This is a genomic window from Caulobacter sp. GW821-FHT09B08, assembly GCF_059418225.1.
Map to the genome: position 1 here is coordinate 1157142 of NZ_JBWKPL010000001.1, position 25918 is coordinate 1183059.

General features: G+C 68.2%; 24 protein-coding genes and 1 tRNA gene. 16 read left to right on the forward strand and 9 right to left on the reverse strand.

Annotated features, from left to right (window positions below; translation table 11 throughout):
- Positions 1-9 precede the first annotated feature (9 nt).
- The gene (locus tag AC07OA_RS05440) at positions 10-1458 is read right to left on the reverse strand and encodes an NAD(P)-dependent oxidoreductase (RefSeq protein WP_494662740.1); all 1449 of its coding nucleotides are present in this window, start codon (positions 1456-1458) and stop codon (positions 10-12) included.
- 249 nt (positions 1459-1707) lie between these two features.
- Between AC07OA_RS05440 and AC07OA_RS05445 the strand changes: the two genes are divergently transcribed.
- A complete protein-coding gene (locus AC07OA_RS05445; RefSeq protein ID WP_494662926.1) occupies positions 1708-2517 on the forward strand; it encodes an undecaprenyl-diphosphate phosphatase in 810 nt (269 codons plus the stop codon).
- 177 nt (positions 2518-2694) lie between these two features.
- Here the strand turns inward: AC07OA_RS05445 and AC07OA_RS05450 are convergent, their stop codons facing one another.
- The gene (locus tag AC07OA_RS05450) at positions 2695-3651 is read right to left on the reverse strand and encodes a complex I NDUFA9 subunit family protein (RefSeq protein WP_494662741.1); all 957 of its coding nucleotides are present in this window, start codon (positions 3649-3651) and stop codon (positions 2695-2697) included.
- 155 nt (positions 3652-3806) lie between these two features.
- Here AC07OA_RS05450 and AC07OA_RS05455 point away from each other — a divergent pair.
- The 9 genes from AC07OA_RS05455 (at position 3807) to AC07OA_RS05495 (ending at position 10486) form a co-directional block, all read left to right on the forward strand.
- A tRNA-Leu gene (locus tag AC07OA_RS05455) sits at positions 3807-3893 on the forward strand.
- A 253-nt stretch (positions 3894-4146) separates the two neighbouring features.
- Complete coding sequence (locus AC07OA_RS05460; RefSeq protein ID WP_494662742.1) at positions 4147-4764, forward strand: ribonuclease D; 618 nt, start codon at positions 4147-4149, stop codon at positions 4762-4764.
- A 52-nt stretch (positions 4765-4816) separates the two neighbouring features.
- A complete protein-coding gene (gene lptC / locus AC07OA_RS05465) occupies positions 4817-5416 on the forward strand; it encodes an LPS export ABC transporter periplasmic protein LptC (protein WP_494662743.1) in 600 nt (199 codons plus the stop codon).
- Positions 5417-5449: 33 nt separating this feature from the next.
- The gene (locus AC07OA_RS05470) at positions 5450-6028 is read left to right on the forward strand and encodes an LptA/OstA family protein (protein ID WP_494662744.1); all 579 of its coding nucleotides are present in this window, start codon (positions 5450-5452) and stop codon (positions 6026-6028) included.
- Between the two features lie 18 nt (positions 6029-6046).
- Entirely contained in the window at positions 6047-6802 is a 756-nt protein-coding gene (lptB, locus tag AC07OA_RS05475) for an LPS export ABC transporter ATP-binding protein (protein WP_494662745.1), read from the forward strand.
- 270 nt (positions 6803-7072) lie between these two features.
- Complete coding sequence (rpoN, locus tag AC07OA_RS05480; RefSeq protein ID WP_494662746.1) at positions 7073-8587, forward strand: RNA polymerase factor sigma-54; 1515 nt, start codon at positions 7073-7075, stop codon at positions 8585-8587.
- A gap of 57 nt (positions 8588-8644) precedes the next feature.
- Positions 8645-9256 carry an exopolysaccharide biosynthesis protein gene (locus tag AC07OA_RS05485; protein ID WP_494662747.1) on the forward strand — a complete coding sequence of 204 codons (612 nt, stop codon included), beginning with the start codon at positions 8645-8647 and terminating at the stop codon, positions 9254-9256.
- A 51-nt stretch (positions 9257-9307) separates the two neighbouring features.
- The gene (gene hpf, locus AC07OA_RS05490; RefSeq protein ID WP_494662748.1) at positions 9308-9940 is read left to right on the forward strand and encodes a ribosome hibernation-promoting factor, HPF/YfiA family; all 633 of its coding nucleotides are present in this window, start codon (positions 9308-9310) and stop codon (positions 9938-9940) included.
- Between the two features lie 75 nt (positions 9941-10015).
- A complete protein-coding gene (locus tag AC07OA_RS05495) occupies positions 10016-10486 on the forward strand; it encodes a PTS sugar transporter subunit IIA (RefSeq protein ID WP_494662749.1) in 471 nt (156 codons plus the stop codon).
- Positions 10487-10708: 222 nt separating this feature from the next.
- Here AC07OA_RS05495 and AC07OA_RS05500 read toward each other — a convergent pair whose 3' ends face one another.
- The 6 genes from AC07OA_RS05500 to dapB all read right to left on the reverse strand — a co-directional run bounded on the left by AC07OA_RS05500 (position 10709) and on the right by dapB (position 16499).
- Positions 10709-10978, reverse strand: a complete 270-nt coding sequence (locus tag AC07OA_RS05500; RefSeq protein ID WP_494662750.1) for a DUF1150 family protein — start codon at positions 10976-10978, stop codon at positions 10709-10711.
- Between the two features lie 114 nt (positions 10979-11092).
- Entirely contained in the window at positions 11093-11518 is a 426-nt protein-coding gene (locus tag AC07OA_RS05505) for an Hsp20 family protein (RefSeq protein WP_494662751.1), read from the reverse strand.
- 155 nt (positions 11519-11673) lie between these two features.
- Positions 11674-12033: a YdbL family probable chaperone protein gene (locus tag AC07OA_RS05510; protein WP_494662752.1), complete on the reverse strand. Its 360-nt coding sequence runs from the start codon at positions 12031-12033 to the stop codon at positions 11674-11676.
- Positions 12034-12143: 110 nt separating this feature from the next.
- Complete coding sequence (locus AC07OA_RS05515; RefSeq protein WP_012288956.1) at positions 12144-12320, reverse strand: YnbE family lipoprotein; 177 nt, start codon at positions 12318-12320, stop codon at positions 12144-12146.
- A 34-nt stretch (positions 12321-12354) separates the two neighbouring features.
- Entirely contained in the window at positions 12355-15612 is a 3258-nt protein-coding gene (locus AC07OA_RS05520) for an intermembrane phospholipid transport protein YdbH family protein (protein ID WP_494662753.1), read from the reverse strand.
- Positions 15613-15695: 83 nt separating this feature from the next.
- Positions 15696-16499, reverse strand: coding sequence for a 4-hydroxy-tetrahydrodipicolinate reductase (dapB, locus tag AC07OA_RS05525; protein WP_494662754.1), 804 nt, complete (start codon positions 16497-16499; stop codon positions 15696-15698).
- Between the two features lie 279 nt (positions 16500-16778).
- Here dapB and AC07OA_RS05530 point away from each other — a divergent pair, with 279 nt between their 5' ends.
- Positions 16779-19067, forward strand: a complete 2289-nt coding sequence (locus tag AC07OA_RS05530; protein ID WP_494662755.1) for an NADP-dependent malic enzyme — start codon at positions 16779-16781, stop codon at positions 19065-19067.
- A gap of 138 nt (positions 19068-19205) precedes the next feature.
- Here the strand turns inward: AC07OA_RS05530 and AC07OA_RS05535 are convergent, their stop codons facing one another.
- Positions 19206-19754 (reverse strand): hypothetical protein, encoded by a 549-nt coding sequence (locus AC07OA_RS05535; RefSeq protein WP_494662756.1) that lies wholly within the window; start codon positions 19752-19754, stop codon positions 19206-19208.
- Between the two features lie 1146 nt (positions 19755-20900).
- Here AC07OA_RS05535 and AC07OA_RS05540 point away from each other — a divergent pair.
- From AC07OA_RS05540 to AC07OA_RS05560, 5 genes are read left to right on the forward strand one after another with little or no spacing between them, the layout of a single operon-like run.
- Positions 20901-21548 (forward strand): phosphoribosylanthranilate isomerase, encoded by a 648-nt coding sequence (locus AC07OA_RS05540; protein WP_494662757.1) that lies wholly within the window; start codon positions 20901-20903, stop codon positions 21546-21548.
- A gap of 16 nt (positions 21549-21564) precedes the next feature.
- On the forward strand, positions 21565-22797 hold the full coding sequence (gene trpB / locus AC07OA_RS05545; RefSeq protein ID WP_494662758.1) for a tryptophan synthase subunit beta: 1233 nt from the start codon (positions 21565-21567) through the stop codon (positions 22795-22797).
- Entirely contained in the window at positions 22798-23634 is an 837-nt protein-coding gene (gene trpA / locus AC07OA_RS05550) for a tryptophan synthase subunit alpha (RefSeq protein ID WP_494662759.1), read from the forward strand.
- A gap of 11 nt (positions 23635-23645) precedes the next feature.
- Entirely contained in the window at positions 23646-24578 is a 933-nt protein-coding gene (locus tag AC07OA_RS05555; RefSeq protein ID WP_494662760.1) for an acetyl-CoA carboxylase carboxyltransferase subunit beta, read from the forward strand.
- Positions 24579-24586: 8 nt separating this feature from the next.
- Positions 24587-25900, forward strand: a complete 1314-nt coding sequence (locus tag AC07OA_RS05560) for a bifunctional folylpolyglutamate synthase/dihydrofolate synthase (protein WP_494662761.1) — start codon at positions 24587-24589, stop codon at positions 25898-25900.
- The last annotated feature ends 18 nt before the right edge of the window (positions 25901-25918 follow it).

Sequence of the window (25918 nt, forward strand, 5' to 3'; positions counted from 1 at the left end):
TCCTCTCTCTTATTCCGCCGCGATCAGCGCGGGCGCGCCGATCTTGGCCTGCAGGTACTTGTGGATGGCGTCGGCGGCGTCGCGGCCGTCCTTGATCGCCCAGACCACCAGGGAAGCGCCGCGCACGATGTCGCCGGCGGCGAACACGCCGTCCAGATTGGTCATCTGGTGGCGGACGTCGGCCTTGACCGTGCCCCAGCGCGTGACCTTCAGGTCCGGCGCCGACCACAGCTCGGGCAGGTTCTCGGGCTCAAAGCCCAGGGCCTTGACCACCAGCTGGGCCGGACGGTCGAAGTCGCCGCCGTCGATCTCTTCGGGGGTCTGGCGGCCCGAGGCGTCCGGGGCCCCCAGGCGCATGCGGATGGCGCGCACGCCCGTGACGGCCTCGGCGTCGCCCTGCAGGGCGCGCGGCGCGGCCAGCCATTCGAAGGTCACGCCCTCTTCCTCGGCGTTGGCCACTTCGCGCAGGGAGCCGGGCATATTGGCCTTGTCGCGGCGATAGAGGCAGGTGACCGAGGTGGCGCCCTGGCGGACGGCCGTGCGCACGCAGTCCATGGCGGTGTCGCCGCCGCCGACCACCACCACGTCCTTGCCGGCCGCGTTCAGCTCGCCGCTGTCATAGGCCGGGACGTCGTCGCCCAGGGTCTTCTTGTTGGAGGCGATCAGATAGTCCAGCGCGGGCACCACGCCGCCGGCGCCCGAACCCGGAGCGACCAGGTCGCGCGCGGCATAGACGCCCACCGCGATCAGCACCGCGTCATGCTTTTCACGCAGGTCTTCCAGGGTGGCGTCCTTGCCGACCTCGAAGCCGAGCTTGAACTCGACCCCGCCGTCGGCCAGGCGCCGGGTGCGGCGCTCGACGACGTCCTTTTCCAGCTTGAAGCCGGGAATGCCGTAGATCAGCAGGCCGCCGGCCCGGTCGTGGCGGTCATAGACGGTGACGGCGTAGCCTTCCTCGCGCAGCTTCTCGGCGGCGGCCAGGCCCGCGGGGCCCGCGCCGATCACGCCGATCGACTGGCCGCGGCCTTCCTTGGCCACGAGCGGCTTCACCCAGCCCATCTCCCAGGCCTTGTCGGTCAGATAGCGTTCGACCGAGCCGATCGTCACGGTGCCGTGACCCGACTGCTCTATGACGCAGTTGCCTTCGCAGAGGCGGTCCTGAGGGCAGATTCTACCGCAGACCTCCGGCATGGAATTGGTCGCCTGCGATAGGGCGTAGGCTTCTTCCAGACGGCCTTCGGCGGTCATCCGCAGCCAGTCGGGGATGTTGTTGTGCAGGGGGCAGTGGGTTTGGCAGAACGGCACGCCGCATTGCGAGCAACGCGAGGCCTGCTCGGTGGCCTTGGCATCGATGAAGTCGGCGTAGATCTCGTGGAAGTCGCCATTCCGCTCGTCCGCCGCCCGCTTTTCGGGCGTGGTGCGGGCGACGGTCGTGAATTTCAGCATGCGCTCGGCCATGCGACTTCCCTCGTCCCCGCTTCCGGGGAAAAATTTGCGTGCGCGGGCCTCTTACAGACTCTTCGCGGCAAGAAGAATGCGTCAGTCAAAATGGTGGACAAATATAGCCGTAATGACGCCAGGGTTATTGCGAGCGACTCTCAGTTATGGCCCAAGATAGTCCACTTTATGGATAAACGACTTGTTTACCGTGTCGGGCGCACGCCCGGACGGGGCTTTTGAGGGCGTGCGCGCCGATAGGGAATGACCATGCCGGATTGGCTGATCGCGATCGTACTGGGCCTGGTGGAAGGCCTGACCGAATTCATCCCCGTCTCGTCGACGGGGCACCTGCTGCTGACCAAGATCGCCCTGGGCCTGACCGATCCGACCTGGGACACCTTCATCGTGCTGATCCAGCTGGGCGCGGTGCTGGCGGTGGTGGCCGTCTATTTCCAGCGCCTCTGGAATGTCGTGGTCGGCCTGCCCACCAAGCCCGAAGCCCGCCGCTTCGCGCTCAGTGTTATCATCGGCTGCATTCCCGCCTTCGCCGCCGGCCTGGCCCTGCACGGGGTGATCAAGCACTTCTTCGAGAACCCGTTCCTGCCGCAGGTGATCTGCGTGTCGCTGATCATCGGCGGGATCCTGCTGCTGATCGTCGACAAGAAGGCCCCCGCCCCCAAGGAAATGGACGGCATGACCCTGTCGCTGAAGACGGCGCTCCTGATCGGCCTCTTCCAATGCCTGTCGCTGCTGCCGGGCGTGTCGCGCTCGGGCTCCACCATTGTCGGCTCGATGCTGATCGGCGTGGACCGCAAGGCCGCCGCCGAGTTCAGCTTCTTCATGGCCATCCCGATCATGGTCGGCGCCTTCGCCCTGGACCTGCTCAAGAGCTACAAGGACATCGACCCCAGCCACGCCGGCACCATCGCCATCGGCTTTGTCGTGTCGTTCCTGTCGGGCCTGCTGGTGGTCAAGACCATGATCGCCTTCATCGGCAAGCGCGGCTTCGCCCCGTTCGCCTGGTGGCGGATCGTGGTGGGCGTGGTTGGCCTGGGCCTGATCTACATGCCGAAGTGATCCTGCTTCCCTCTCCCCTTGCGGGAGAGGGTGGCCCCACGGAGTGGGGTCGGGTGAGGGGTTGAAGAACGAAAAAGCCGCGACCAGCCTTTCAGCTGTCGCGGCTTTTGTCGTCTGTGCGACCCCTCATCCGTCGGCTTCGCCGACACCTTCTCCCGCAAGGGGAGAAGGAAATAATCAGAACGCCCCCGCCGGGACCTCGGCGTACTGGCCGCCCTTGCGGTAGCGGTAGAGGTAGGACGGGACCACCGCCTCGACTGCGGTCGGGACGACGCCGGCCTCGGCCAGGCCCGGCAGGCCGTTGGCCGCCACGTTGTCGGTCTTCAGCGACTCCACCTGGTCCGAGGTGATCGGCGGGGCGATCGGCGACAGGTCGCAGAGCTTGCCCAGGAAGCCGGCGGCGAACCACGGCAGCGGGGCCAGGAAGCGATTGCGGCCGGTCTCGACCAGGATCAGCTCCAGGATTTCCTTGAAGCTGTAGACGGCCGGGCCGCCCAGTTCATAGGTCAGGCCCTCGGCGGCGGGGCTGGCGACGGCTTTCGCCACCACCGCGGCCACGTCGCCCACGAACACCGGCTGGAACTTGGTCTCGCCGCCGCCGATCAGCGGCAGGGCGGGCGCCAGCACGGCCATCTGGCCGAACTTGTTGAAGAACTTGTCGTCGGCGCCGAACACCACCGACGGACGGATCACCACCGCGCCCGGGAAGACGGTGCGGACGGCCGCTTCGCCCTCGGCCTTGGTGCGCTGGTACTTGGAGGCGGAATTGGCGTCGGCGCCGATGGCCGAGATCTGCACGAAGCGGGTCACGCCGGCGGCCTTGGCCTGTTCGGCGATGGTCTTGGCGCCCATGACGTGCAGGGTCTGGAACTTCTGGCGGCCGCTCTCCCAGAGCACGCCGACCAGATTGACCACGGCTTCCGCGCCCTCGACCGCGCGCGCCACCGACGGGGCGTTGCGGACATTGGCCTGCACCACCTCGATCTGGCCGACGTCGCCCAGCATCCGCATCCTGTAGGCCAGGTTGGGATTGCGCACGGCCACCCGCACGCGATGGCCCGCCTTGGCGAGCGCCCGGACGACCTGGCCGCCGACGAAGCCGGAGCCGCCGAACACCGTGACCAGACCTTGCATGCGAAAACCTCTCTTAAAGTCTCGAGCCGGGGATTAGACGACCGCGAGCCCCTTCGCAATCGAAGCCGGAAAAAAGGTCGCGATTAGCGATTGACGTGGCCAGAACCTTTGCATAAACGTCCCGGCCTCGCGGCGGTCCACGGATCGCTTCGCAGGCCCAGGTGGCGGAATTGGTAGACGCGCTGGCTTCAGGTGCCAGTGATCGAAAGGTCGTGGAGGTTCGAGTCCTCTCCTGGGCACCACCCCCTACCAACCTTCGTAAGAAGGTCGGGGTGGAGCCAAAAGAAGCCCGAAATTCAACACGGTGTTTCGTCCCTTCGGGGGCGCGGCTTCCGTCGCGCGTCACGCCTCGCGCGCGGGATGGGCTGGCGGTCACGTTGGCCAGGCGTTAGATATCCTGTTCATTCGGCCGACAGGGTCGGCGCCCCATCATTCAGGCGCATCGGGAATTCGCAGCGTCCGCGCGACGAGACCTGAAGCGCGGAGACGTTAGACTTGGCCAACTTCCTGCATGAAGGCGATCTGCCCGACGGCGTCTTCGCCGGCGCGACCGCCATCGCCATCGATTCCGAGACCATGGGCCTGCGCCTGGGCCGCGACCCGCTGTGCGTGGTCCAGCTGTCGTCCGGCGACGGCGACGCCCACGTGGTGCGCCTGGACCGCTCGACCTACGACGCCCCCAACCTCAAGCGCCTGCTGACCGATCCGTCGATCGTAAAGCTGTTCCACTTCGGCCGCTTCGATATCGCCATGTTCCTGCTGCATCTGGGGGTCATGACCGCCCCGGTGTACTGCACCAAGATCGCCAGCAAGCTGGCCCGCACCTATACCGACCGCCATGGCCTCAAGGACGTGACGCGCGAACTGGTGGGGGTCGAGCTGTCCAAGGTCCAGCAGAGCTCGGACTGGGGCCAGGCCACCCTGTCGCCCGACCAGGTGGCCTATGCGGCCTCGGACGTGCTGCATCTCCACGCCCTGCGCGAGCGGCTGAACGCCATGCTGGTGCGCGAGGGCCGCATGGAGCTGGCCGACGCCGCCTTCGCCTACCTGCCCCACCGCGCCGCCCTCGACCTGGCCGGCTGGGAAGACGTCGACATCTTCGCCCACAGCTGAGGCCCGATCCTTGACCACCCTCGACGCGGATAGGGCCGGATTTCGGCGGGACTTGCGCCGCTGGCGCAGGCGCTCGCGCCGCGTCCAGCTGGCCCGCGTCGTGCTGCCCGCGGCCATGATCGCCCTGCTGGCGGTGGTCGGCGGCCAGGTGGCCTGGCGCACGGTCACCGGCGGCGACCGCCGGGCGTCGGAGAGCAAGGCCCAGATCCGCATGATCACGCCGCGCTTCTACGGCCAGTCCAGCGACGGCCGGCCCTTCATGATCACCGCCCGCTCGGCGGTGCGCGACGAGGCCGACATGAAGCGGGTGTTCCTGGACGCCCCGACCCTGACCCTGGGCGTCGGCAGCCCCGCCCCCACGCGCTCGACCGCCGACCGCGGCGTCTATCGCGAAGACACCATGATGCTGCAGCTGTTCGGCAATGTCCGGATGGACGACGGGGCCGGCTACCGCTTCGCGTCGAACGAGGCCGTGGTCGACACTCGCAACGGAAACACGACCGGAGAAACCTCGCTTCAAGGCGAAGGTCCAACTGGACAGGTGCAATCCAACGCCTACTCCGTATATGACAAGGGCGACCGCATCATTTTCCGGGGCGGCGTCAGGACACGGCTGGATCGCAAGACCGGCCAGTCGGTCCCGGTGCAATAGAGGCGATCGCGAACAGACATGAGGACGTGGTTGATGAATCGATGGATGGCGCCGGCGGCGATCGCCCTCAGCCTCTTGAGCGGCGCGGTTCTGACGAGCGGCCCGGCTATGGCCCAGTCCAGCGGCCGCAGCGACTCCAGCGCGCCGGTGGACATCTCCGCCGACGAGCAGGAAGTCATCAACAGCCAGTGCAAGACGATCTTCCGCGGCGCCGTCGAGGTGTTGCAGGACAAGGCCCGCATGCGCGCCAACGTCATGACCGTCTACAACCGCCGCAAGACGCCGGGTAAGACCTCCTCGCCCACCGGCAACAACGACTGCGGCGACGTCGACCGCGTCGAGGCCGACGGCAACGTCTTCTACGTCACCCCCGAACAGACCGTGCGCGGCAACCACGCCGTCTACGACTACGGCGCCGACACCATCGTGGTGACCGGCGACGTGGTGGCGGTCCAGGGCCAGGACGTGGCGCGCGGTGACCGCATGACCATCAAGACCAAGACCAACGACGTGAAGATGGAATCCAACGCCACGGGTCGCGGCAAGACGCGGGTGCGCGCGGTGCTCTATCCCTCCGACAAAGACAAAAAGCCCGCCGCCGCTAAGCCGTAGGATCTCATGGCGCTTACTATGCAACACCTGCACGTCGACGGCTCGACCACCGAGGGCCTGTTCGTCGACGCGATCGGCAAGTCGTTCGGCGACCGTCCCGTGGTCAAGAGCGTCTCCCTGCGCCTCAAGCGCGGCGAGGTCGCGGGCCTGCTGGGCCCCAACGGGGCCGGCAAGACCACCTGCTTCTACATGATCACCGGCCTGGTCGCCGCCGACTACGGCTCGATCTATCTGGACGGCGAGGACATCACCGGCCAGCCGATGTTCCAGCGCGCCCGCATGGGCGTGGGCTATCTGCCGCAGGAAGCCTCGATCTTCCGGGGCATGACGGTCGAGCAGAACGTCATGGCCGTGGTCGAGATGCGCCAGAAGAGCCAGCGCAAGGCCCGCGAGACGGTCACCGAGATCCTGGAAGAGCTGCGCATCACCCACATCCGCAAGTCGCCGGCCGTGGCCCTGTCGGGCGGCGAGCGACGGCGGGTGGAAATCGCCCGGGCCCTGGCCAGCGAGCCGTCGTTCATGCTGCTGGACGAACCGTTCGCCGGCATCGACCCCCTGGCCATTTCCGACATCCGCGAGGTGGTCAGCTACCTCAAGGGTCGCGGCATCGGCATTCTGATCACCGACCACAATGTGCGCGAGACGCTGCAGATGGTGGACCGGGCCTCGATCATCCACGCCGGCGAGGTGCTGTTCGAAGGCGCCCCGCAGGAGATCATCGACAACCCCGAGGTCCGCCGCGTCTATCTGGGCGACAGCTTCGACGAGCGCTGAGGCGAACTTTTTAATCCGCGGACAGCTTGTCGCGGCAGAAATTGACAGGCCGCGCGCTCCGCCTTCCGGATCGCGCGGCCTTTTCGATTCCATCGCCTGGAAATATCCCGCGTCTTTTCAAGGGCTTGACGAGACTCCGCGAGAAAAACACCGGTCTTGCCGGACGGAGTGTCGCACTGGCCCGCTTTTTGCTGGCGTTCGCGCCCCGTTAACCAGACTGCCCTTTCAATGGGGATCAACGAACCGCGTTGATTTGCCCAGGAGGGCGCATTGGCTCTCGGCCACAGATTGGAGCTTCGGCAAGGCCAGGGCCTTGTCATCACGCCGCAGCTTCAGCAGGCGATCAAGCTCCTGCAGCTGTCGAACCTCGAACTCGACGCCTTCGTCGAGGCCGAGCTCGAGCGCAATCCCCTGCTCCAGCGCGACGACGGTCCGGCCGAGGTCGAGGCGTCTTCCGCCGAGGCCGACCGCCCGACCGAAAACCTGGGCCTGGACTCGGTGTCGGATCATGCCGCCAGCAGCCAGATGGACGCCGTGCACGACGACGTCTCGCCCGGCGAGCGCGCCACCGGCGACGGCGCCGATCAGGGCGCCGAGCACGGCCCCGAACAGGCCGGCGGCCAGATCGACTGGTCGCGCACCGGCGGCGGCGGCAATTTCGAGAGCGACGACAATTACGAAGGCGCCCTGACCCGCGCCCCGACCCTGGTCGAGCACCTGACCGGCCAGCTGGCCGTGGCCGGCCTGACACCGGCCCAGAACGTGGTGGCCGGCATCCTGATCGACGCGGTCGACGAGGGCGGCTACCTGCGCGCCGACCTCGCCGAGATCGCCCAGCGCCTGGGCTGCGCCCTGGCCTTCGTCGAGGAGGTCCTGACCGTCGTCCAGGGCTTCGAGCCCGCCGGCGTGGCCGCCCGCGACGTGCGCGAGTGCCTGATGCTGCAGCTGAAGGACGTCAACCGCTACGACCCCTGCATGGCCGCCCTGCTCGACAACCTGGACCTGCTGGCCCGTCGCGACATGAACGCCCTGCGCAAGCTCTGCGGCGTCGACGACGAGGATCTGCGCGAGATGGTCGCCGAGATCCGCGCCCTGACCCCGCGTCCCGGCGCGGCCTTCCACGCCGAACCGCCTCAGACCCTGGCCCCCGACGTCCACGTGCGCGAGACGCCCGGCGGCCTGTGGCACGTGGAGCTGAACACCGACACCCTGCCCAAGGTGCTGGTCGACCAGCGCTATCACGCCCGCGTCAGCAAGGGCGCGCGGACCGAGCAGGAAAAGACCTTCGTCTCCGACAGCTTCGCCACCGCCAACTGGCTGGTCAAAAGCCTCGACCAGCGGGCCAAGACCATCCTCAAGGTCTCCAGCGAGATCGTCCGCCAGCAGGACGGCTTCCTGGCCTATGGCGTCGAGCACCTGCGCCCGCTGAACCTGAAGACCGTCGCCGACGCCATCGGCATGCACGAGTCCACCGTCAGCCGCGTGACCTCCAACAAGTACATCGCCACCCCGCGCGGCGTGTTCGAGCTGAAGTACTTCTTCACCTCGGCCATCCAGTCGTCGGAAGGCGGCGAGGCCCACTCGGCCGCCAGCGTGCGCCACAAGATCAAGGGCCTGGTCGAGGCCGAGAAGACCGAGACCGACGTCCATTCCGACGACCGGATCGTGGAGATCCTCAAGGAAGCCGGCGTCGACATCGCCCGCCGCACGGTGGCGAAATATCGGGAAGCCCTGCGGATCCCCTCCTCCGTCGAGCGTCGCCGCTTGATCAAGGAAACGGCTTGATCCCATGCTTCCAAACGGCCGCGCCCGCGTTCTGATCGGCGTGTCTGAAGGCGAAGCATGACCATAGAGAAGCTGTCCGACGTGATCGCGGGGTTCGGCGAGGACGCGCGCCCCGTCCTGACCGTCGGCCAGATGCTGGAACAGTTCGACAGCCGGGCCTTCGGGGCCATGCTGCTGGTGTTCGGCCTGCTCAACTGCCTGCCCCTGCCCCCGGGCTCGTCGACGATCCTGTCCCTGCCGATCCTGATCCTGGCCCCGCAGATCGCCTGGGGCGCCGACATCCCCTGGCTGCCGCGCAAGCTGATCGACCATCCCCTGAAGCGCGACGACCTGCGGGGGCTGTTTCGCCGCCTGACCCCGGTGGTGCGGCGCATGGAGCTGGTCACCCGCCCGCGCCTGGAGGTGATGTTCGGCCCCATCGGCGAGCGGGCCATCGGCGTGGTCTGCACCCTGCTGGCCATGGTGCTGGTGCTACCCATCCCTCTGGGCAACCTGGCGCCCGGCGCGACGGTGGCGGTGCTGGCCCTGTCGCTGCTGCAGCGCGACGGCCTGCTGGCCCTGCTGGGCTATCTGATGGCCGCGATCAGCGTGGGCCTGCTGGCCCTCAGCGCCGGCGTGGTGGCGGCCGCGGTCCAGCGGCTCCTGCACATGATTCCGGGGCTGTTTTAAGTCGTTTAGGCGACGCTTGACACCGGGCCGGGACAGGCGCGTTGATAGGTCATGCAAGTCCAAGTCTCCGGCAAGCATGTCGACGTTGGTGAGGCTCTGCGAGCGCGAGTCTCCGACGAAATCGCCCTGAGCATCGGCAAGTATTTCGACCGCGGCGGGAACGCCGACGTCGTGATCAGCAAGGAGGGTTACGCCTTCCGCGCCGATTGTTCGGTAAAGCTGGCTTCGGGTCAGCAACTGCTCAGCCACGGGTCGGGAGGAGACGCGCACGCGGCCTTCGACGCCGCCCTGGCCAAGATCGAGACGCGGATCCGCCGCTACAAGCGACGACTTAAGAGCCACTCCATCGCCGCCACCGCCAAGCAGGCCGAGAACGCGGCCATGTACGTGCTGCGGGCCCCCGACAGCGACGAGATCGACGACGACGACTGGGCGACGGAAGACGCCCACCCCGCCGGCGCCCCCGCCGCCATGATCGTCGCCGAGACCCAGGCCTCGCTGAAGATCATGACCGTTTCCATGGCGGTCATGGAACTGGACTTGACCGAGTCCCAGGCAATCGTGTTTAGGAACGCCGCCCACGACGGATTGTCGGTGGTCTACCGGCGGCCGGACGGAAATATCGGCTGGATCGACCCCGAGCGCACCACGGTGCTCAACGGGCACGGATCGACCGCGAGCTGACCGAACCCGTTGTCGGTCGGCGCGTTCCGGAAGATCCGAGACGCGACGACCGACAACGAGCGAGCTTCCACGACCATGACCATCGGCGATCTCCTGGATTCCGGCGCGGTCACCTTGCGGGTCAGCGCCGCCAACAAGCGTCAGGTGCTGGGCGTGATCGCCGATGTCGCCGGCCGCGCCTTCGGCGTCGACGTCAATGAAGCGCTGGAAGGCCTGGTCGAGCGCGAGGCCGCCGGCTCGACCGGCGTTGGCCAGGGCGTGGCGATCCCGCACGCGCGCCTGACCGGCCTGGACCGCGTCCGCGCGGTCTTCGTGCGCCTGGAGACGCCGGTGGCCTTCGGATCGGTGGACGACAAGCCCGTCGATCTGCTGGTGGCCCTGTTCGCCCCTGTCGACGCCAACACCAGCCATCTGCGGGCTCTCGCCCGCGTCTCGCGCCTGATGCGCCAGCCCGAACTGCGCGAACAGCTGCGCAAGGCGCGGTCGGCCGACGCCGTGCACGTGCTGCTGACGCAGGACCACGACAACAAGTCGACGGCGGCCTGAGGGCTTTCAGCCCTTCATTCCAATAATTTTCACGCCGTCATTCCCGCCCTTGTGGCGGGAACCCCTTTGTCCGTCGCAAGGGCAGACGTGTGGCGCGTCAGCGCGCCAAGGCTTCTCACCGTCAGCTGAACGAGGGGTTCCCGCCACAAGGGCGGGAATGACGGTGGAGAGGGAGTGGGGGAATGTCGCCATCGGCGCAGACGGCCGATGGCGATCAAAGCCCTAGTGCACCGAAACCGGCGCCAGCTCGTGCGCCAGGGCGGCGGCGACGGCGGAGTCCTTGTCGGTCAGCACGGCCAGGCGCGCGCCGTCGGCGCGGAACACCGCGTACAGGGTCTGGTCGGGCGACAGGTCGACCTCGTCGGTCACGCCCACCGGCACGTCGGCCATGATTTCCGCCGCCTTGATCGGACGCACATAGACCAGGTCCGGAGCGCCCAGGGCCGCGAAGGCCTCGGCGGAGAAGAACGGGGTAGCGGGGTTAGGTGTCATAAGACCACCTCCTTCGGGAAGGGAACGCCCCGTGTCGCGTCTCGGTTCAGACCGCGACCATAAGGAGCGCCCAGGGAAATCGTTCAGGGCAATGATCAGGATGGGGCGAAACGGCTATCCGACCGAGCGGATCGGTATGCGCTTGACCAGCCGTTCGGGCTCGGGACGGGCCAGATCCACGTGCAGCAGGCCATGCTCGAGGGTGGCGGCCGTGACCTCCATCCCGTCGGCCAGCACGAAGGTGCGCAGGAACCCACGGGCGGCGATGCCGCGATGCAGATAGGCCTTGTCGGCCTCGGGCTTGCCTTCGTTGTCGCGCCGTCCGGCCACCACCAGCTGGCCGCCTTCGACGGTCACGTGCAGCTGGTCGGGCGCGAAGCCGGCGACCGCCAGGGTGATGCGCACCCCGCCGTTGTCCGATTGCTCGACATTGTAGGGCGGATAGCTTTCGGCGGCGGCCTTGGCCGCGCGCTCGATCAGGTCTCTGGTGTGCTCGAAGCCCAGCAGGAAGGGGCTGTCGAACAGGATCGTCCGGGTCATCGCGAAGTCCTCGCTCAAGCGACTTCGTGCGCGGGACCGGACCCGGGATCGGCGTCCGGCCTACGCCACTCCAAACTAGGTGGCGATGCACGGACGCGGGTTCAAGAGGGTGCGCGGGTTGGGGACACACGCATGCGTGTGTCCCCGGTTCGGCCCTATTTCTTCGTCCAGCCGCCGTCCAGCGGCTTCCAGTACTGGCCGGGCGCCAGGCGGGCATAGAGCTGCTTGGCGGTGGCCTGGCCGGCCGCGTCGACGGTGACGCCGGTCTTGGCGGCCGTGTCCTTGTAGAGCGCGGCGCGCGCGGTGTTGATCTCGGCCACGGCGGCGCGGGTGGCCGCGTCGCCGCCCGAAACCACGCCCAGGAAGCCGTCGGCCTGCTCGCCCACCGTACCGGCGGCCTTGCCGGCGTCGACGGCGGCCTTGGCGGCGGCCGATTGAGCGAAGGCGGGAACGGCGATGGCCACCGCGCCCAGCGAAGCGGCCAGGGCCAGGACCGTCATAGTCTTGCGGATCATGTCGGTTCTTCTCCAAAGCATTTTCGAGCGAAGTGGATACCGGTTCGCGTGAAGAAAATGCGTTAAAACAAAGACCTAGAACTCTTGCCTGATGAAATCAGGCCAGGGTTCTAGAACAGGTTGGGGTTCTGCTGGATCAGCGTCTGGACTTCCTTGTCCAGTCGCACGCGCACGTCGGCGTCCAGCTTGGCGTAGATGTTGATCGGGTCGACCTTGACCCGCACCGTCGGGGTGCACGCCGCCAGGGCGCCCACCGCGAGGAGGGGAAGGATCAGGGCGCGCTTCATGTGCGGGTCTCCAGTTCGGGGGAAAGGTGGGACGTCACGGCTGAACCGCGTCTGAACGCGGCGTTTCGGCGGGGGCAGGGGTCGGAGCGGGCTCGCTCTCCTGCCAACCGCGCTTCCAGGCCGCGATCAGCTCGTCGAAGTTTAGCGACGTATCCAGGGTCAGGTCGACCGGCGTCTTGGCGGGCAGGGGGATGCGGCGCTGGAAGGCGCTGCCGTTCAGCAGCTCCATCAGGCCGATCCGGGCCTTTTCGGCCACCTTGGGATCGTGTTCGCCCTTGATGTGGAAGAGGACGCCCAGCCGCCCCTGGTCGGTGCTGTTGACCCCGGCCTCCAGGGTCTCGAACCGCAGGTTCTCCATGGCCTGGTAGGCAAAGTCCTGGATAGCGTTGACCGGGGCGTCCTTCTTGACGGTCAGCGGATCGGCGGGATCGACGCCGCCCTGGCCCGCCCGGACGCCGGTCAGGGCCTCGCGGGCGATCGACAGGCGGCCGGGGCCGGTGGCGAAGACCTTGCCGTCGACGAAGCGGAAACCAGCCGGCCCGAACTCGAACGGCAGGCGCCCGTCGATGGCCGCCTCGACCTTGACCTTGTCGGCCAGGGTCGAACCGGAGACCAGCAGGCCCAGGTCCAGGCCCGCGATATCGACCGCGCCCTTGATCGTTCCCTTGCCGTCCAGCGGAACGTCCAGGGGCTGAGCCGTGACCTTGCCCTTGGAGGCTTCGAAGGTGGCGGTTTCCAGGTGCAGGGCCTCAGGACCCAGGGCGAAGCTGGCCTTCACGTCCTGGATCGGCACGATGGCGTCGACCTTGTCGATGGTCAGGGTCTGGCCGGCCGGGCTGGTCAGGGGCGCCAGGCTGTCGAAGACGATCGCGCCCTTCAGGCCGTGGACCTGGCCCAGCGGGCTCTTGAAATCCAGGCCCGAGGTCGAGATGCGGCCCTGGCTGGTCATGACGTCGCCCGCCCAGGCGAAGCGGCCGGTGAAGGGGGCAGGGCCCTCGGCGTCGCGGGCCACGGCGGCCAGGGGCGTCAGGCCCAAGGGCTGCAGCCCGCCCTTGGCGAAGGCCAGGCCCGAGGCGTCGATATCGGCCTGGCCCCGGCCGCTGGCGACGTCGTGGCGGATGGTGACCTTGCCCAGCGGACGGCCATCCAGGGTCACGGCGTTGAGGACGCCCGCCCACTGGTCGCGCGCCAGGTCGACCTGGCCCGAGGCGGCGATGGTCTCGAAGCGCTTGCCCTCGGTGGACGCCTCGACCACCCGGCCGCCGGTGACCTTGATCTGGGCGGCGTCGAAGCCGCGTCCGCCGCCGACGAAGCTGGCGTTCACCCCCTCCAGCCGCGCCTGGGCCACATTGACCATGGCCTGGCCGTCCTTGATGTCGGCGGAGGCGCGCCAGAGTCCGTTGGCCGCCAGGACCAGCGGCTGGGCCGTGGGGCAGAGGTCGAACGTCACGTCGCTGATCGGCGGCTCGCCCATGGCGATGGCCTTGGCGGTCATCGGCGTGCAGCGGGAAAGACGGATCGTCAGGGCGCCGCCGGCCAGCTGGGCGCGGCCGGCCAGGGTTCCCGCCACGCCCTCGAACGGCGGCACGTCGAGGCTTCCGGCCACGATCACGTCGCTGGAGAGGCCCGAAGGCCCCGAGCGCCAGTTGGGCGCCTTCAGGCTCAGTTCCGGCAGGCCGCCGCCGGCCAGGGTCAGGGCCAGCCGGCCGTCGGCCGTGTCGCCCCGCGCCGCCAGCAGCGGGCCGCCGGGCGCGCTGAGCGTCGCCTTGGCGCCCGTCGAGGCCGCCACGACGATGGGGCGGGGCAGGGCCAGGGTCGTCTGGCCGCCGCTGACGCCCAGATGGAAGGCCGGAGCGCTGAAGGTGAAGTTCGACAGGGCCTTCGCCGCCGCCTGGCCGTAGGCCGGGTTGGGCAGGGCGGCCGCCACCCGCTGGGCGTCGGGACCGGTCATGGCCCCGTCGGCGTCGGCATAGGCGTCCAGCGCCAGGGCCACCCCGTCGGTGCCGGCCGAGAACCGCCCCTTGCCGTCGGCCGCCAGGCTGGACAGCACCACCCCGCCCACGGCCACCCGGCCGCCGCCCACGGCCACGGTCAGCGGGCCGCTGATCGAGCTGCGCTGCGCGTCGGAAACGAGGGTCAGGCTGGACGAGCGCGCCTCCAACGACGAACGCGACAGGGCCGCCCCGCCCGCCACCGCCCGCTCGGCCGCGGCCGACAGGCGGGCAGCGGCCGAGCCGCGGGTCCCGGAGGGATCGTAGGTCAGGGCCAGCTTGGAAAGATCGAGGTCGGCGACCACCTCGCGGCTGTCCAGCGCCTGGGCGGTCAGCCGCTCGCCGCGCGCGTGCAGGGTGGCCTTGCCGGTCAGGCCGCCGCGCTTGAGGTCGCCGCTCAACAGGCCCGAGACGGCGAGATTGGCCTCCAGACCACCCAGGCTGGCGGCCTCGACCTCGGCCCCGCGCGCCCGGATCGCCAGCCGCGCCTCGGCGGGGCCGACCATCGAGAGCTTCTTGAGGTCCGGATAGGTGAGGTCGGCCTGCAAGCCGCCTTCGGCCTCGGTCAGGTCCAGCTGGCCGGCGCTGAGGGCCTTCAGGTCCAGCTGGACGTCCAGCGTCAGCCGGTCGCCGCGCTTGCGGGCCTTGAGCAGGGCGCCGTCGGTGTCGAACGACAGGTCGCGGGTGGCGTAACGCATGGGGGCCAGGCGGCCGTCGAACCGCAACAGCTTGCCGTCGTCCAGGCTGGCATCGCCGCTCAGCCGGGCCGGACCGCCGGGGGTGCGCAGCAGCACCCGGGCGTCCTCGACCAGGATGGCGGGGCCGGGCTTGTCGGGCTCGCCGGGCGACTTCAGCGCCTGGTCGATCAGGGGCTGCAGGGTTCCGAAGTCCAGGCCGTTCTGGTCGAGGCGGGCGTTCAGGCGCGGCCGCACCAGCCGCACGGCCCGGGTGTTCAGCGCGAAATCGCCGCCGCTCCACGGGCTGATCAGGTCGTAGGCCACCTCGATCCGCTCGGCCGAGAACACCGGGGCGTTCTTGGGACCCAGGCGGATGGCGCCGGCGAAGCCCGTGGCGTCCAGATCCTCCAGGTCGAGCGTCGCCTCGATCCCCTTGTCGTTCAGCCAGGCCAGGGCCAGCTCGCGGCTGATCTCGCGGCGTCCGGCATAGGTGGAAAACCCGATGGCGATGAAGGCGAGCGCCGCCAGGCTCATCGCCTCCAGCCCAGCGTCGAGCAGGGCCGCGCGGGTCGGGCGACGATCGGAAACGGGGGACGGCTGGGCGTCAGGCTGGGGGTCGGCCATCGGGGGCACAATGCCGCAAGCTGAGGCGATTGTTAGGCCTCAGGGGTTGAGGCCCGCGATTTTTTTCAGGGCCGCAACAAAGTTCAGGCCGAAAAGCCCAGCACATCCTGCATGTCGTAGAGGCCGGGCGGCTTGTCTCGCACCCACAGGGCGGCGGCCACGGCGCCGCGCGCGAACAGCCCCCGGTCGGTGGCCGAGTGCGACAGCGTCAGGACCTCCTCCTCGCCGGCGAAGATCACGCTGTGCTCGCCGATGATCCCGCCGCCGCGCACCACCGAAAAGCCGATGGCGCCCTCCTGGCGCGGACCGGTGACGCCGTCGCGGCCACGGTCGGCGACTTGGCCCAGGCCCACGCCCCGCCCGTCGGCCGCCGCCTGGCCCAGCATCAGGGCGGTGCCCGAAGGGGCGTCGATCTTCCGCTTGTGGTGGGCCTCGTAGACCTCGACGTCCCAGTCCGAAGCGGGCAGGGCGGCGGCGGCCTGTTTCACCAGCCCCATCAGCATGTTGACGCCCAGCGAATAGTTGCCCGACTTGACGATGGCGACCTTGGCCGCCGCCGCCGCGATGCGGGCGGTCTGGTCGTCGGAAAAGCCGGTGGAGCCGATCACCAGGGCCGGGCCGCCGCCCTCTCTTGTAGAAATGTCGGCGCAGGCTTCGGCCAGGGCGACCGAGGCCTCGGGGATCGTGAAGTCGATGGCCACGTCGGCGCCGGCCAGGGCGGCGTCGCGCTCGACCAGGCCCGGACCTTCAGCGCCCGGACGGTCGAAGCGTCCGGTCACCGTCGCGTCGGTCCGGCCGTCCAGGGTCTTGGCCAGGGCCAGGCCCATGCGGCCCAGGGCGCCGGCCAGGGCGATGCGGACGGGCTCGACGGCGGTAGTCTGGCTCAAGGCGATCTCCCGGAATTGACCCTGCGGTACTCTCCCGCCCCGCCCCTCAGGTCAAGGACCGGGCGGCGACCGCCCGGGCGATATGACAACGTTGGACACGGGCAATCCCAAGCAGAACAAGCGTTTGCGGGCAAAAACTTCAGCCTGCCGAGGTTGTGACGGGCCGCCCCCGTCGCTACGGTGCGGCCATCATAAGGGCGCGTCGCACGATCGGCGCCTCCATCGACGTGTGCGCAGGACGACCATGGAACCGTGGTCAGAGGACAGGGGGACGCGCCAATGAGCGACGCGGAAAAGAAGACCTTCACCGACGAGGAAGCGCTGAACTTCCACCGCTATCCCACCCCCGGGAAGATCGGTGTCGTGGCCACCAAGCCGATGGCCACCCAGCGCGACCTGTCGCTGGCCTATTCCCCCGGCGTCGCCGTGCCGGTGCACGCGATCGCGAAAGACCCCGACACCGCCTACGACTACACCTCCAAGGGCAACCTGGTGGCCGTGATCTCCAACGGCACCGCCATCCTGGGCCTCGGCGACCTGGGGGCCCTGGCCTCCAAGCCGGTGATGGAAGGCAAGAGCGTCCTCTTCAAGCGCTTCGGCGACGTCGACAGCATCGACATCGAGGTGACCACCAAGGACGCCGACGAGCTGATCACCGTCGTCAAGAACATCGGCGTCACCTTCGGCGGCATCAATCTGGAGGACATCAAGAGCCCCGAATGCTTCCGCATCGAGACCGAGCTGCAGGAGCTGCTCGACATCCCGGTGTTCCACGACGACCAGCACGGCACGGCGATCATCTGCGCCGCCGGCCTGATCAACGCCTGCCACATCACCGGCAAGGCCATCGAGGACGTGAAGGTGGTGCTGAACGGCCCCGGCGCGGCGGGCATCGCCTCGCTGGAGCTGATCAAGGCCATGGGCGTCAAGCCCGAGAACGTGATCGCCGTCGACTCCAAGGGCGTGCTCTATCGCGGCCGCACCGAGGGTATGAACCAGTGGAAGAGCGCCCACGCGGTCGAGACCGACCTGCGCACCCTGGCTGAAGCCGTCAAGGGCGCCGACGTCCTGCTGGGCCTCTCCGCGAAAGGCGCCTTCACGCCCGAGATGATCGCCAGCATGGCCCCCAACCCGGTCATCTTCGCCATGGCCAATCCGGATCCGGAGATCACCCCGGAAGAGGTCCACGCCATCCGCAAGGACGCGATCATGGGCACCGGCCGCAGCGACTATCCCAACCAGGTCAACAACGTCCTGGGCTTCCCCTACATCTTCCGCGGCGCGCTGGACGTGCGGGCCCGGCGCGTCAATCACGAGATGAAGATCGCCTGCGCCAACGCCCTGGCCATGCTCGCCCGCGAGGACGTGCCGGATGAAGTGGCCGCCGCCTATCACGGCCGCCAGCTGAAGTTCGGCCCCAACTACATCATCCCCTCGGCCTTCGACCCGCGCCTGATCTGGTACGTGCCGCCGTTCGTGGCCCAGGCGGCCATGGACACGGGCGTGGCCCGCCGCCCCATCGCCGACATGGACGCCTATCGCGCCAGCCTCGCCCAGCGCCTGGACCCCACCGCCGGCTTCCTGCAGAAGATCTCCGGCTCGGTCCTGGCCAATCCCAAGCGCATCGTCTTCGCCGAGGGCGAGGACCCCACCGTCATCCGCGCCGCCTACGCCTTCCAGACCGGCGGCTTCGGCAAGGCCATCCTCTGCGGCCGCGAGAACCTGGTGCACGAGAACATGCGCGTGGTGGGCCTGGACCCCGACACCGCGGGGCTGGAGATCGTCAACGCCCGCCTCAGCGACCGCAATCCCGACTATGTGGACTATCTCTACAAGCGCCTGCAGCGGCAGGGCTATCTCAAGCGCGACGTCCAGCGCCTGATCAACCAGGACCGCAACAGCTTCGCCGCCTCGATGGTCACCCTGGGCGAGGCCGACGGCATGGTCACCGGCGTCACCCGCAGCTTCGACCAGGCCCTGGAGGAAGTCCTCCGCGTCGTCGACCCGGCCCCCGGCGGCCGGATCATGGGCATGTCGGTGGTGCTGGCCAAGGGCCGCACCGTCTTCGTGGCCGACACCAACGTCACCGAACTGCCCGAGGCCGACGAGCTGGTCGAGATCGCCTGCGAGGCCGCCCGCGCCGTCAAGCGCCTGGGCTTCAAGCCGCGCGTGGCCTTCATGAGCTACTCCACCTTCGGCAACCCGATGGGCGAGCGCTCCGACAAGGTGCGCGAGGCCGTGGCCATGCTCGACGAGATGGACGTCGACTTCGAATACGAGGGCGAAATGCCGCCCGAACTGGCGCTCGACCCCGAAAAGCGCGCCAACTACCCGTTCATGCGCCTGACCGACAGCGCCAACATCCTGATCATGCCGGCCATCCACTCGGCCTCGATCGCGACCAAGCTGGTCCAAAGCCTGGGCGAGGCGACGGTGATCGGGCCGGTGCTGCTGGGGCTGAGCAAGCCGGTGCAGATCGCGCCGCTGTCGGCGTCGGTGTCCAAGGTGCTGAACATGGCGACGATGGCGGCGTACGAGGCGGCGGGGGATTTGGCGGCGGCGGAGTAGGGTTGAACAGCAGCCGACGTCCTGTAATTATGAAGTTGGACTGCTGGGGCACTAGGACTTTGGACGTCCGGCCCCAGCAGCTCCGCGCCGACCGAGTTGCCTCGGTCAAATAGCCCCTTTTGGAAGGGGGCTATGTCTCTAGGAAATAGCCATCGCACTCACGACGCCGGCGATTTTGCGCGCCTCGGCTTCGGTTAGGTCAAAAGGCAATCCCTGAATATAAACCGTTAAGTCCGCTCTCAACGGTATTGGCAAAATATGACTTGAAGCGATCGGCACCGTACTTGGACGCGGTGCTTCAGGTCGAAACTCGGGCCGTTCAGATTTGGGCTGCACCTTGTCCTTGGGCCCCTTGCCATTTGACTTGTCACGACCTTGGCCGTTTGGTCGAAATGCGAGCGGATTGTCCGAATAAGCCTTGAAATCGCTGATCGCGGACTTGAGACGACTTCTGTAGGTCAGAAGACTGTCTGTCGTATAATTTTTCCCATGAAGACGGCCAAATCTGTCGACGATCTCATCGATGTTGAGAACCGTGACATCTGCTGCTTCATCTTCATCGAGTATGCCCAAAATCTTAGACGCAGCCGCCTTGCGAGCCGCGACTGTCGCTCCGGCTACCAGACCTTTAGCTGCGAGATAGGTCAGAAATTCCGCGAGATCTTCCCTTGTTCGACCGCTGCTCATAACGAACCTCCGCGCCTTGCCCTCATTCAATCGCACAATCGTCGTTAATGGACAACAGGAATTTCCAGTCTGACATTTTTTCTGCGTTCCTGACAGCTTTTCGTCAAGAATGATGTGACCGACATTTGGGCTATTTCATTGCTATAGAAGGGAATTCATCCGCCCCTCAGCGGATGAGGCCACGTCCTGAAACCCTTGGTGGAATGGGAGCTCTGGGGTCTGACCGTGTCAAGGATCGCCTCCGGCGACCGCGTCGCGGGGGCTCGGAGAGCCCTCCTTGACACGGTCAGACCCCAGAGCAGGCTCGCCACCATGGATTTCAGGGCGCGGCCTGGCCGCCGTGGGCGGTCCGGCGGGGTGAGGAGGTAGACGGTTGGCGATCCCTCTCCCCTTGCGGGAGAGGGTGGGCTCCGAAGGAGGTCGGGTGAGGGGTCGCGCGGGCCTTTCCGATAGGCTCATCAACCCCTCATCCGTCGGCTTCGCCGACACCTTCTCCCGCAAGGGGAGAAGGGGGCGTTTGGGGGATAGAGCGGCGTCTATCCCCGCCAGCGGCGCGCCGAACACCAGAACTTTCAACCGCTTGCGAAAATATCAGCGTCACGAACGCTCGGCGTTCAAACCCGCCGTATCCTGATGTCACCTGAAAGCATGGGAAGGGCGTCCGGCCGGCGACCGAACGGCTCTCAGGGGTGGTCGAGCGGGGAGCGCTCGCCGGTGGCCTTCAGTGGCGACTTCGCGGCGGTCCAGGGCAGGTGCTCTTAGTGAGACGAAGCCCTGGCGGCGGAGGATCGGCGAACGCGGCAGGCAGGGGCTGAAATCGCCTCTGCGGTCCGGGATGTAGCCAGCGTCCCGCCCGTCGGGGGCCTCCATCGGAGCGGGTTAAAAATCCGCGATCCGAAGGCTTCCGGAAAACGGTCCACGCGAAGCGCCTGCACTTCGTCGAAACGGTACACAGACTGCAAAACCTCCGGGCGAGGCCCGGGCGCTTCGCACCCTTCCCATTTCTCACAGCCGCTGGCGTGGGATCATACCCACTTGCCCCCACCTGACCGCTTCGCGGTCTGTCCGCCCCCGTAGGGGGCGGAGGACGCCTGCGCACCGCGCCGGCCCTTGCCATCCCGCTTCCCCGCACGTAACTCCCGCTCCATGGTCACCAAAGCCAAGATCTGCGGGCTTTCCACCCCCGAGACCCTCGCCGCCGCCGTCGCGGGTGGAGCCGCGTTCGTGGGGTTCGTGTTCTTCGCCAAGAGCCCGCGCAACCTGGAGCCAGAAGCCGCCGCGCGGCTCGTCCAGCCGCTGCGCAACGGCCCGCCGGTCAAGACCGTGGCCGTGACGGTCGATCCCGACGACGCCCTGGTCGACCGGCTGATGGCCACGCTGAAGCCCGACCTGATCCAGGTGCACGGCCGCGAGACCCCCGCCCGCGTCGCCGAGATCGGCCGCCGCTCGGGCGCCGGCATGATCAAGGCGTTCTCGGTCTCGTCGGCCTCGGACGTCGACGCCGCTAAGGCCTTCGACGGCGTGGTCGAGCACCTGATGTTCGACGCCAAGCCGATGGAAGGATCAACCCTGCCCGGCGGCACCGGCGCAAGGTTCGACTGGGGCCTGCTGGACGGCCGGCGGTTTTCTCGCCCGCATTTCCTGGCCGGAGGGCTGGATCCGTGGAACGTGGGCGAGGCGATCAAGGCCTCCGGCGCGCCCCTGGTGGACGTTTCCTCTGGCGTCGAGCGGGGTCCCGGCCTAAAGGACCCGGCTCTGATCACGGCGTTTCTCGACGCCGTCAAACGCGCCTGACGATTTGGAAGAGCCCGTGAACGCTCCGAGCAAGCCCCCAGAACGGCCTAACGACTGGTCCGCCTATCCCGACGCCAAGGGCCGCTTCGGCGACTACGGCGGCCTCTACGTGGCCGAGACCCTGATGCCGCTCGTGCTCGAGCTGGACCGCGCCTACACCGAGGCCAAGAACGATCCGGCGTTCCAGGCCGAGCTGAAGGGCTATCTGACCCACTACGTCGGCCGCCCCTCGCCGCTCTATTTCGCCGAGCGTCTTTCCAAGCATCTCGGCGGCGCGAAGATCTATTTCAAGCGCGAGGAGCTGAACCACACCGGCGCGCACAAGATCAACAACTGCATGGGCCAGATCCTGCTGGCCCAGCGCATGGGCAAGACCCGGATCATCGCCGAGACGGGCGCGGGCCAGCACGGCGTGGCCAGCGCCACCGTCACCGCCCGCTTCGGCCTGCCCTGCGTGGTCTATATGGGCGCCGTCGACGTGGCCCGGCAGAAGCCCAATGTCTTCCGCATGAACCTCTTGGGCGCGGAAGTCCGCCCCGTGACCTCCGGCGCGGCGACTCTCAAGGACGCCATGAACGAGGCCATGCGCGACTGGGTCACCAACGTGGCCGACACCTATTACATGATCGGCACCGCCGCCGGTCCGCATCCCTATCCGGCCATGGTCCGCGACTTTCAGGCCGTGATCGGGTCCGAGACCCGCGAGCAGATCCAGGAGCTGGAAGGGCGTCTTCCAGACGCTGTCGTCGCTTGTGTGGGGGGTGGCAGTAACGCCATCGGCATGTTCCACCCGTTCCTGGCCGACGAGAGCGTCAAGATCTACGGCGTCGAGGCCTCGGGCCACGGCCTGGAGACCGACAAGCACGCCGCCTCCCTGACCGGCGGCCGCCCGGGCGTGCTGCACGGCAACAAGACCTACCTGCTGCAGGACGACGACGGCCAGATCCTGGACGCCCACTCGATCTCGGCCGGCCTGGACTATCCGGGCATCGGCCCCGAGCACAGCTTCCTGCACGACGTGGGCCGCGCCCAGTACCTGACCTGCACCGATGACGAGGCCCTGAAGGCCTTCCAGCTGTGCGCCGAGCTGGAGGGGATCATCCCCGCGCTCGAAAGCGCCCACGCCCTGGCCAAGCTGCCGCAGCTGGCCAAGGAGATCGGCGAGGGCGGGGTGATCGTGCTGTGCCTGTCGGGCCGGGGCGACAAGGACATCTTCACCGTGGCCGACGCCCTGGGACGGACGATCTAGATGACGACCAGCTATCGCGACGGCACGCGCCTGGACCGCGCCTTCCAGCGGGAAAACGACCACCGCGCCCTGTTCATCGCCTATGTCATGGCCGGCGACCCGGACCTGGAGACCTCGTTCCAGATCATGAAGGGCCTGGCCGACCACGCCGACGTGATCGAGCTGGGCATGCCCTTCTCCGATCCCATGGCCGAGGGACCGACCATCCAGCTGGCCTCGCAGCGCTCGCTGGCCGCCGGCACCAAGATGCGCGACGTGCTCGCCCTGGTCCGCCGCTTCCGCGAGACCAATACGGTCACGCCGATCGTGCTGATGGGCTATCTGAACCCGGTGCTGTTCCACGGCTACGAGGCCTTCGCCAACGACGCGTCCGATGCGGGCGCCGACGGGGTGATCATCGTCGACTGCCCGCCCGAGGAGGCCGGTCCGCTGACCGACGCGCTCGAGGCGGCCAAGATGAACCTGATCCGCCTGGCCACGCCCACGACCGACGACGCGCGCCTGCCGGCCGTGGTCGCCCGCACCTCGGGCTTCATCTATTACGTCTCGGTGGCCGGGGTGACCGGCGTGCTGGAGGCCGACGCCGACGCCGTGGCCAAGCCCGTGGAGCGCCTGCGCAAGGCCTCGGGACTGCCGGTGGCCGTGGGTTTCGGCATCAAGACACCCGAACGGGCGGCGGCCGTGGCCCGCGTGGCCGACGGCGTGGTGGTGGGCTCGGCCCTCGTCGACGAAATCGCTTCGGCGGCCAAGTTGAACGAAAACGTGACCGAGAAGGTTCTTTCCAAGGCGTCGGAGCTGGCTAAGGCTGTGCGATCGGCGCGACTCGAAATGGCGTGAGGCTGAAGGCTATGGCGATGGCTGAACCCCAGGGGCCCAAGAAGGGCGGCGACAAGACCAAGGCCACGACCGAGCGTCGCGGCGGCGGCTGGCTCTCGCGGATCGCGCCCGGCGTGCGCGGCGCGTTCGCCAAGCGCGAAACGCCCGAGAACCTTTGGGTCAAATGCCCCGACACGGGCGAGATGATCTACCGCTCCGACCTGGAGGCGGCCCTGTGGGTCACCCCGGCCGGGCGTCACATGCGCATCGGTCCCGAGGCGCGCTTCAAGTTCACCTTCGACGACGGCGAGCACGAGGTCCTACCGACCCCGGCCGTGGTCGAGGATCCGCTGCATTTCTCCGACGGCAAGTCCTACAAGGACCGCCTGGCCGCCGCGCGCAAGAGCACCGGCGAGCAGGACGCCATGGCCATCGGCTTCGGCAAGGTGGGCGGCGTCGAGGCCGTGGTGCTGGTCCAGGACTTCGCCTTCATGGGCGGTTCGCTGGGCATGGCCGCCGGCGAGGGCTTCATCGCCGCCGCCGAGGCCGCGATCGCCCGTCAGGTGCCGCTGATCGCCTTCACCGCCGCCGGCGGCGCGCGGATGCAGGAAGGGGCCCTGTCCCTGATGCAGATGGCCCGCACCACCCTGGCCATCAACGCCATGAAGGACGCCGGCCTGCCTTACGTCGTGGTCCTCACCGACCCGACCACCGGCGGCGTCACCGCCTCCTACGCCATGTTGGGCGACGTCCACCTGGCCGAGCCGGGCGCCCTGATCGGCTTCGCCGGTCCGCGCGTCATCGAGCAGACCATCCGCGAGACCCTGCCGCCGGGCTTCCAGCGCTCGGAATATCTGGTCGAGAAGGGCATGGTCGATCGCGTCACCCCGCGCAAGGAACTGCCGGCGGTGCTGGGCTCGATCCTGGGCACCTTGATGATGGGCCGGAAGCTGAAGGCGGCCTAACCGCCTTCATGACCGACCACCTCCGCGCCCATGACGCCGCGCTGGCGCGGCTGCAGGCCCTGCACCCCAAGCTGATCGACCTGTCGCTGGACCGGATGAACCGGCTGTGCGCCGCCCTGGGCGATCCGCAGAAGAAGCTGCCGCCGGTGATCCACGTGGCCGGCACCAACGGCAAGGGCTCGACGGTCGCCTATCTGCGCGCCATCGCCGAGGCGGCGGGCCTGAAGGTGCACGTCTTCACCTCGCCGCACCTGGTGCGGTTCGCCGAGCGCATTCGTCTCGCCGGGACCCTGATCACCGACGAACATCTGGCCGACGTGCTGGACCGGGTCGAGACCGCCAACGCCGGCCTGCCGATCACCTTCTTCGAGATCACCACCGCCGCGGCCTTCCAGGCCTTTTCGGAGGTCCCGGCCGACCTGTGCCTGGTCGAGGTCGGCCTGGGCGGGGTGCTGGACGCCACCAACGTGGTCAACCCGGCGGCCAGCGTCATCGCCCCTATCGACATCGACCACCGCGAGTTTCTGGGCGATACCCTGGGCGCCATCGCCCAGGAGAAGGCTGGGATCATCAAGCCCAATACGCCTGTCGTCTCGGCCCGCCAGCAGGAGGAGGCCGAACGGGTCGTCGAGCGCGAGGCCGATCTGTTCGAAGCCGACCTGACCCTGATGGGCCGCGATTTCGACGCCTGGAGCGAGCGAGGACGGCTGCTGGTGCAGATGCAGGACCGTCTGCTGGACCTGCCGGCCCCGGCCCTGCCCGGGGAACACCAGTTCGCCAATGCCGGCCTGGCGGTGGCGGCGATCCTGACGCTGAACGATCCACGCATCGACGAGGCGGCCATCGCCAAGGGCGTGACGTCAGTGACCTGGCCCGCCCGCTTCCAGCGGCTGACGGCCGGGCCGCTGGCCGACAAGGCCAAGGCGGCGGGGGCGGACCTTTGGCTGGACGGCGGCCATAATCCCCATGCCGGCGCGGCCGTGGCCCGGGCCTTGGGCGAGCTGGCGGCCCGCGACGGCCGGCCCGTGGCCCTGATCGCCGGCCTGCTGGCCAACAAGGACGCCACCGGCTTCTTCACCCCGTTCGCGCCGCTGAAACCCAAGCTGTTCACGGTCAGCTTCGAGGGCCACGCCGCCGCCAGCGCCGCCCAGACGGCGGCGGCCGGTGAACTGGCGGGTCTGAGGGCCCATGCCTGCGAGGGGGTCGAGCAGGCGCTGGACAAGGCCCTGGCCATCGAGCCCGCGCCGCACGTGCTGATTTGCGGCTCGCTCTACCTGGCGGGTGAGGTGCTGGCGCTGAGCCCGGAGACCTGGCCGGTTTAGGGCCGGTCTAGGCTAGGG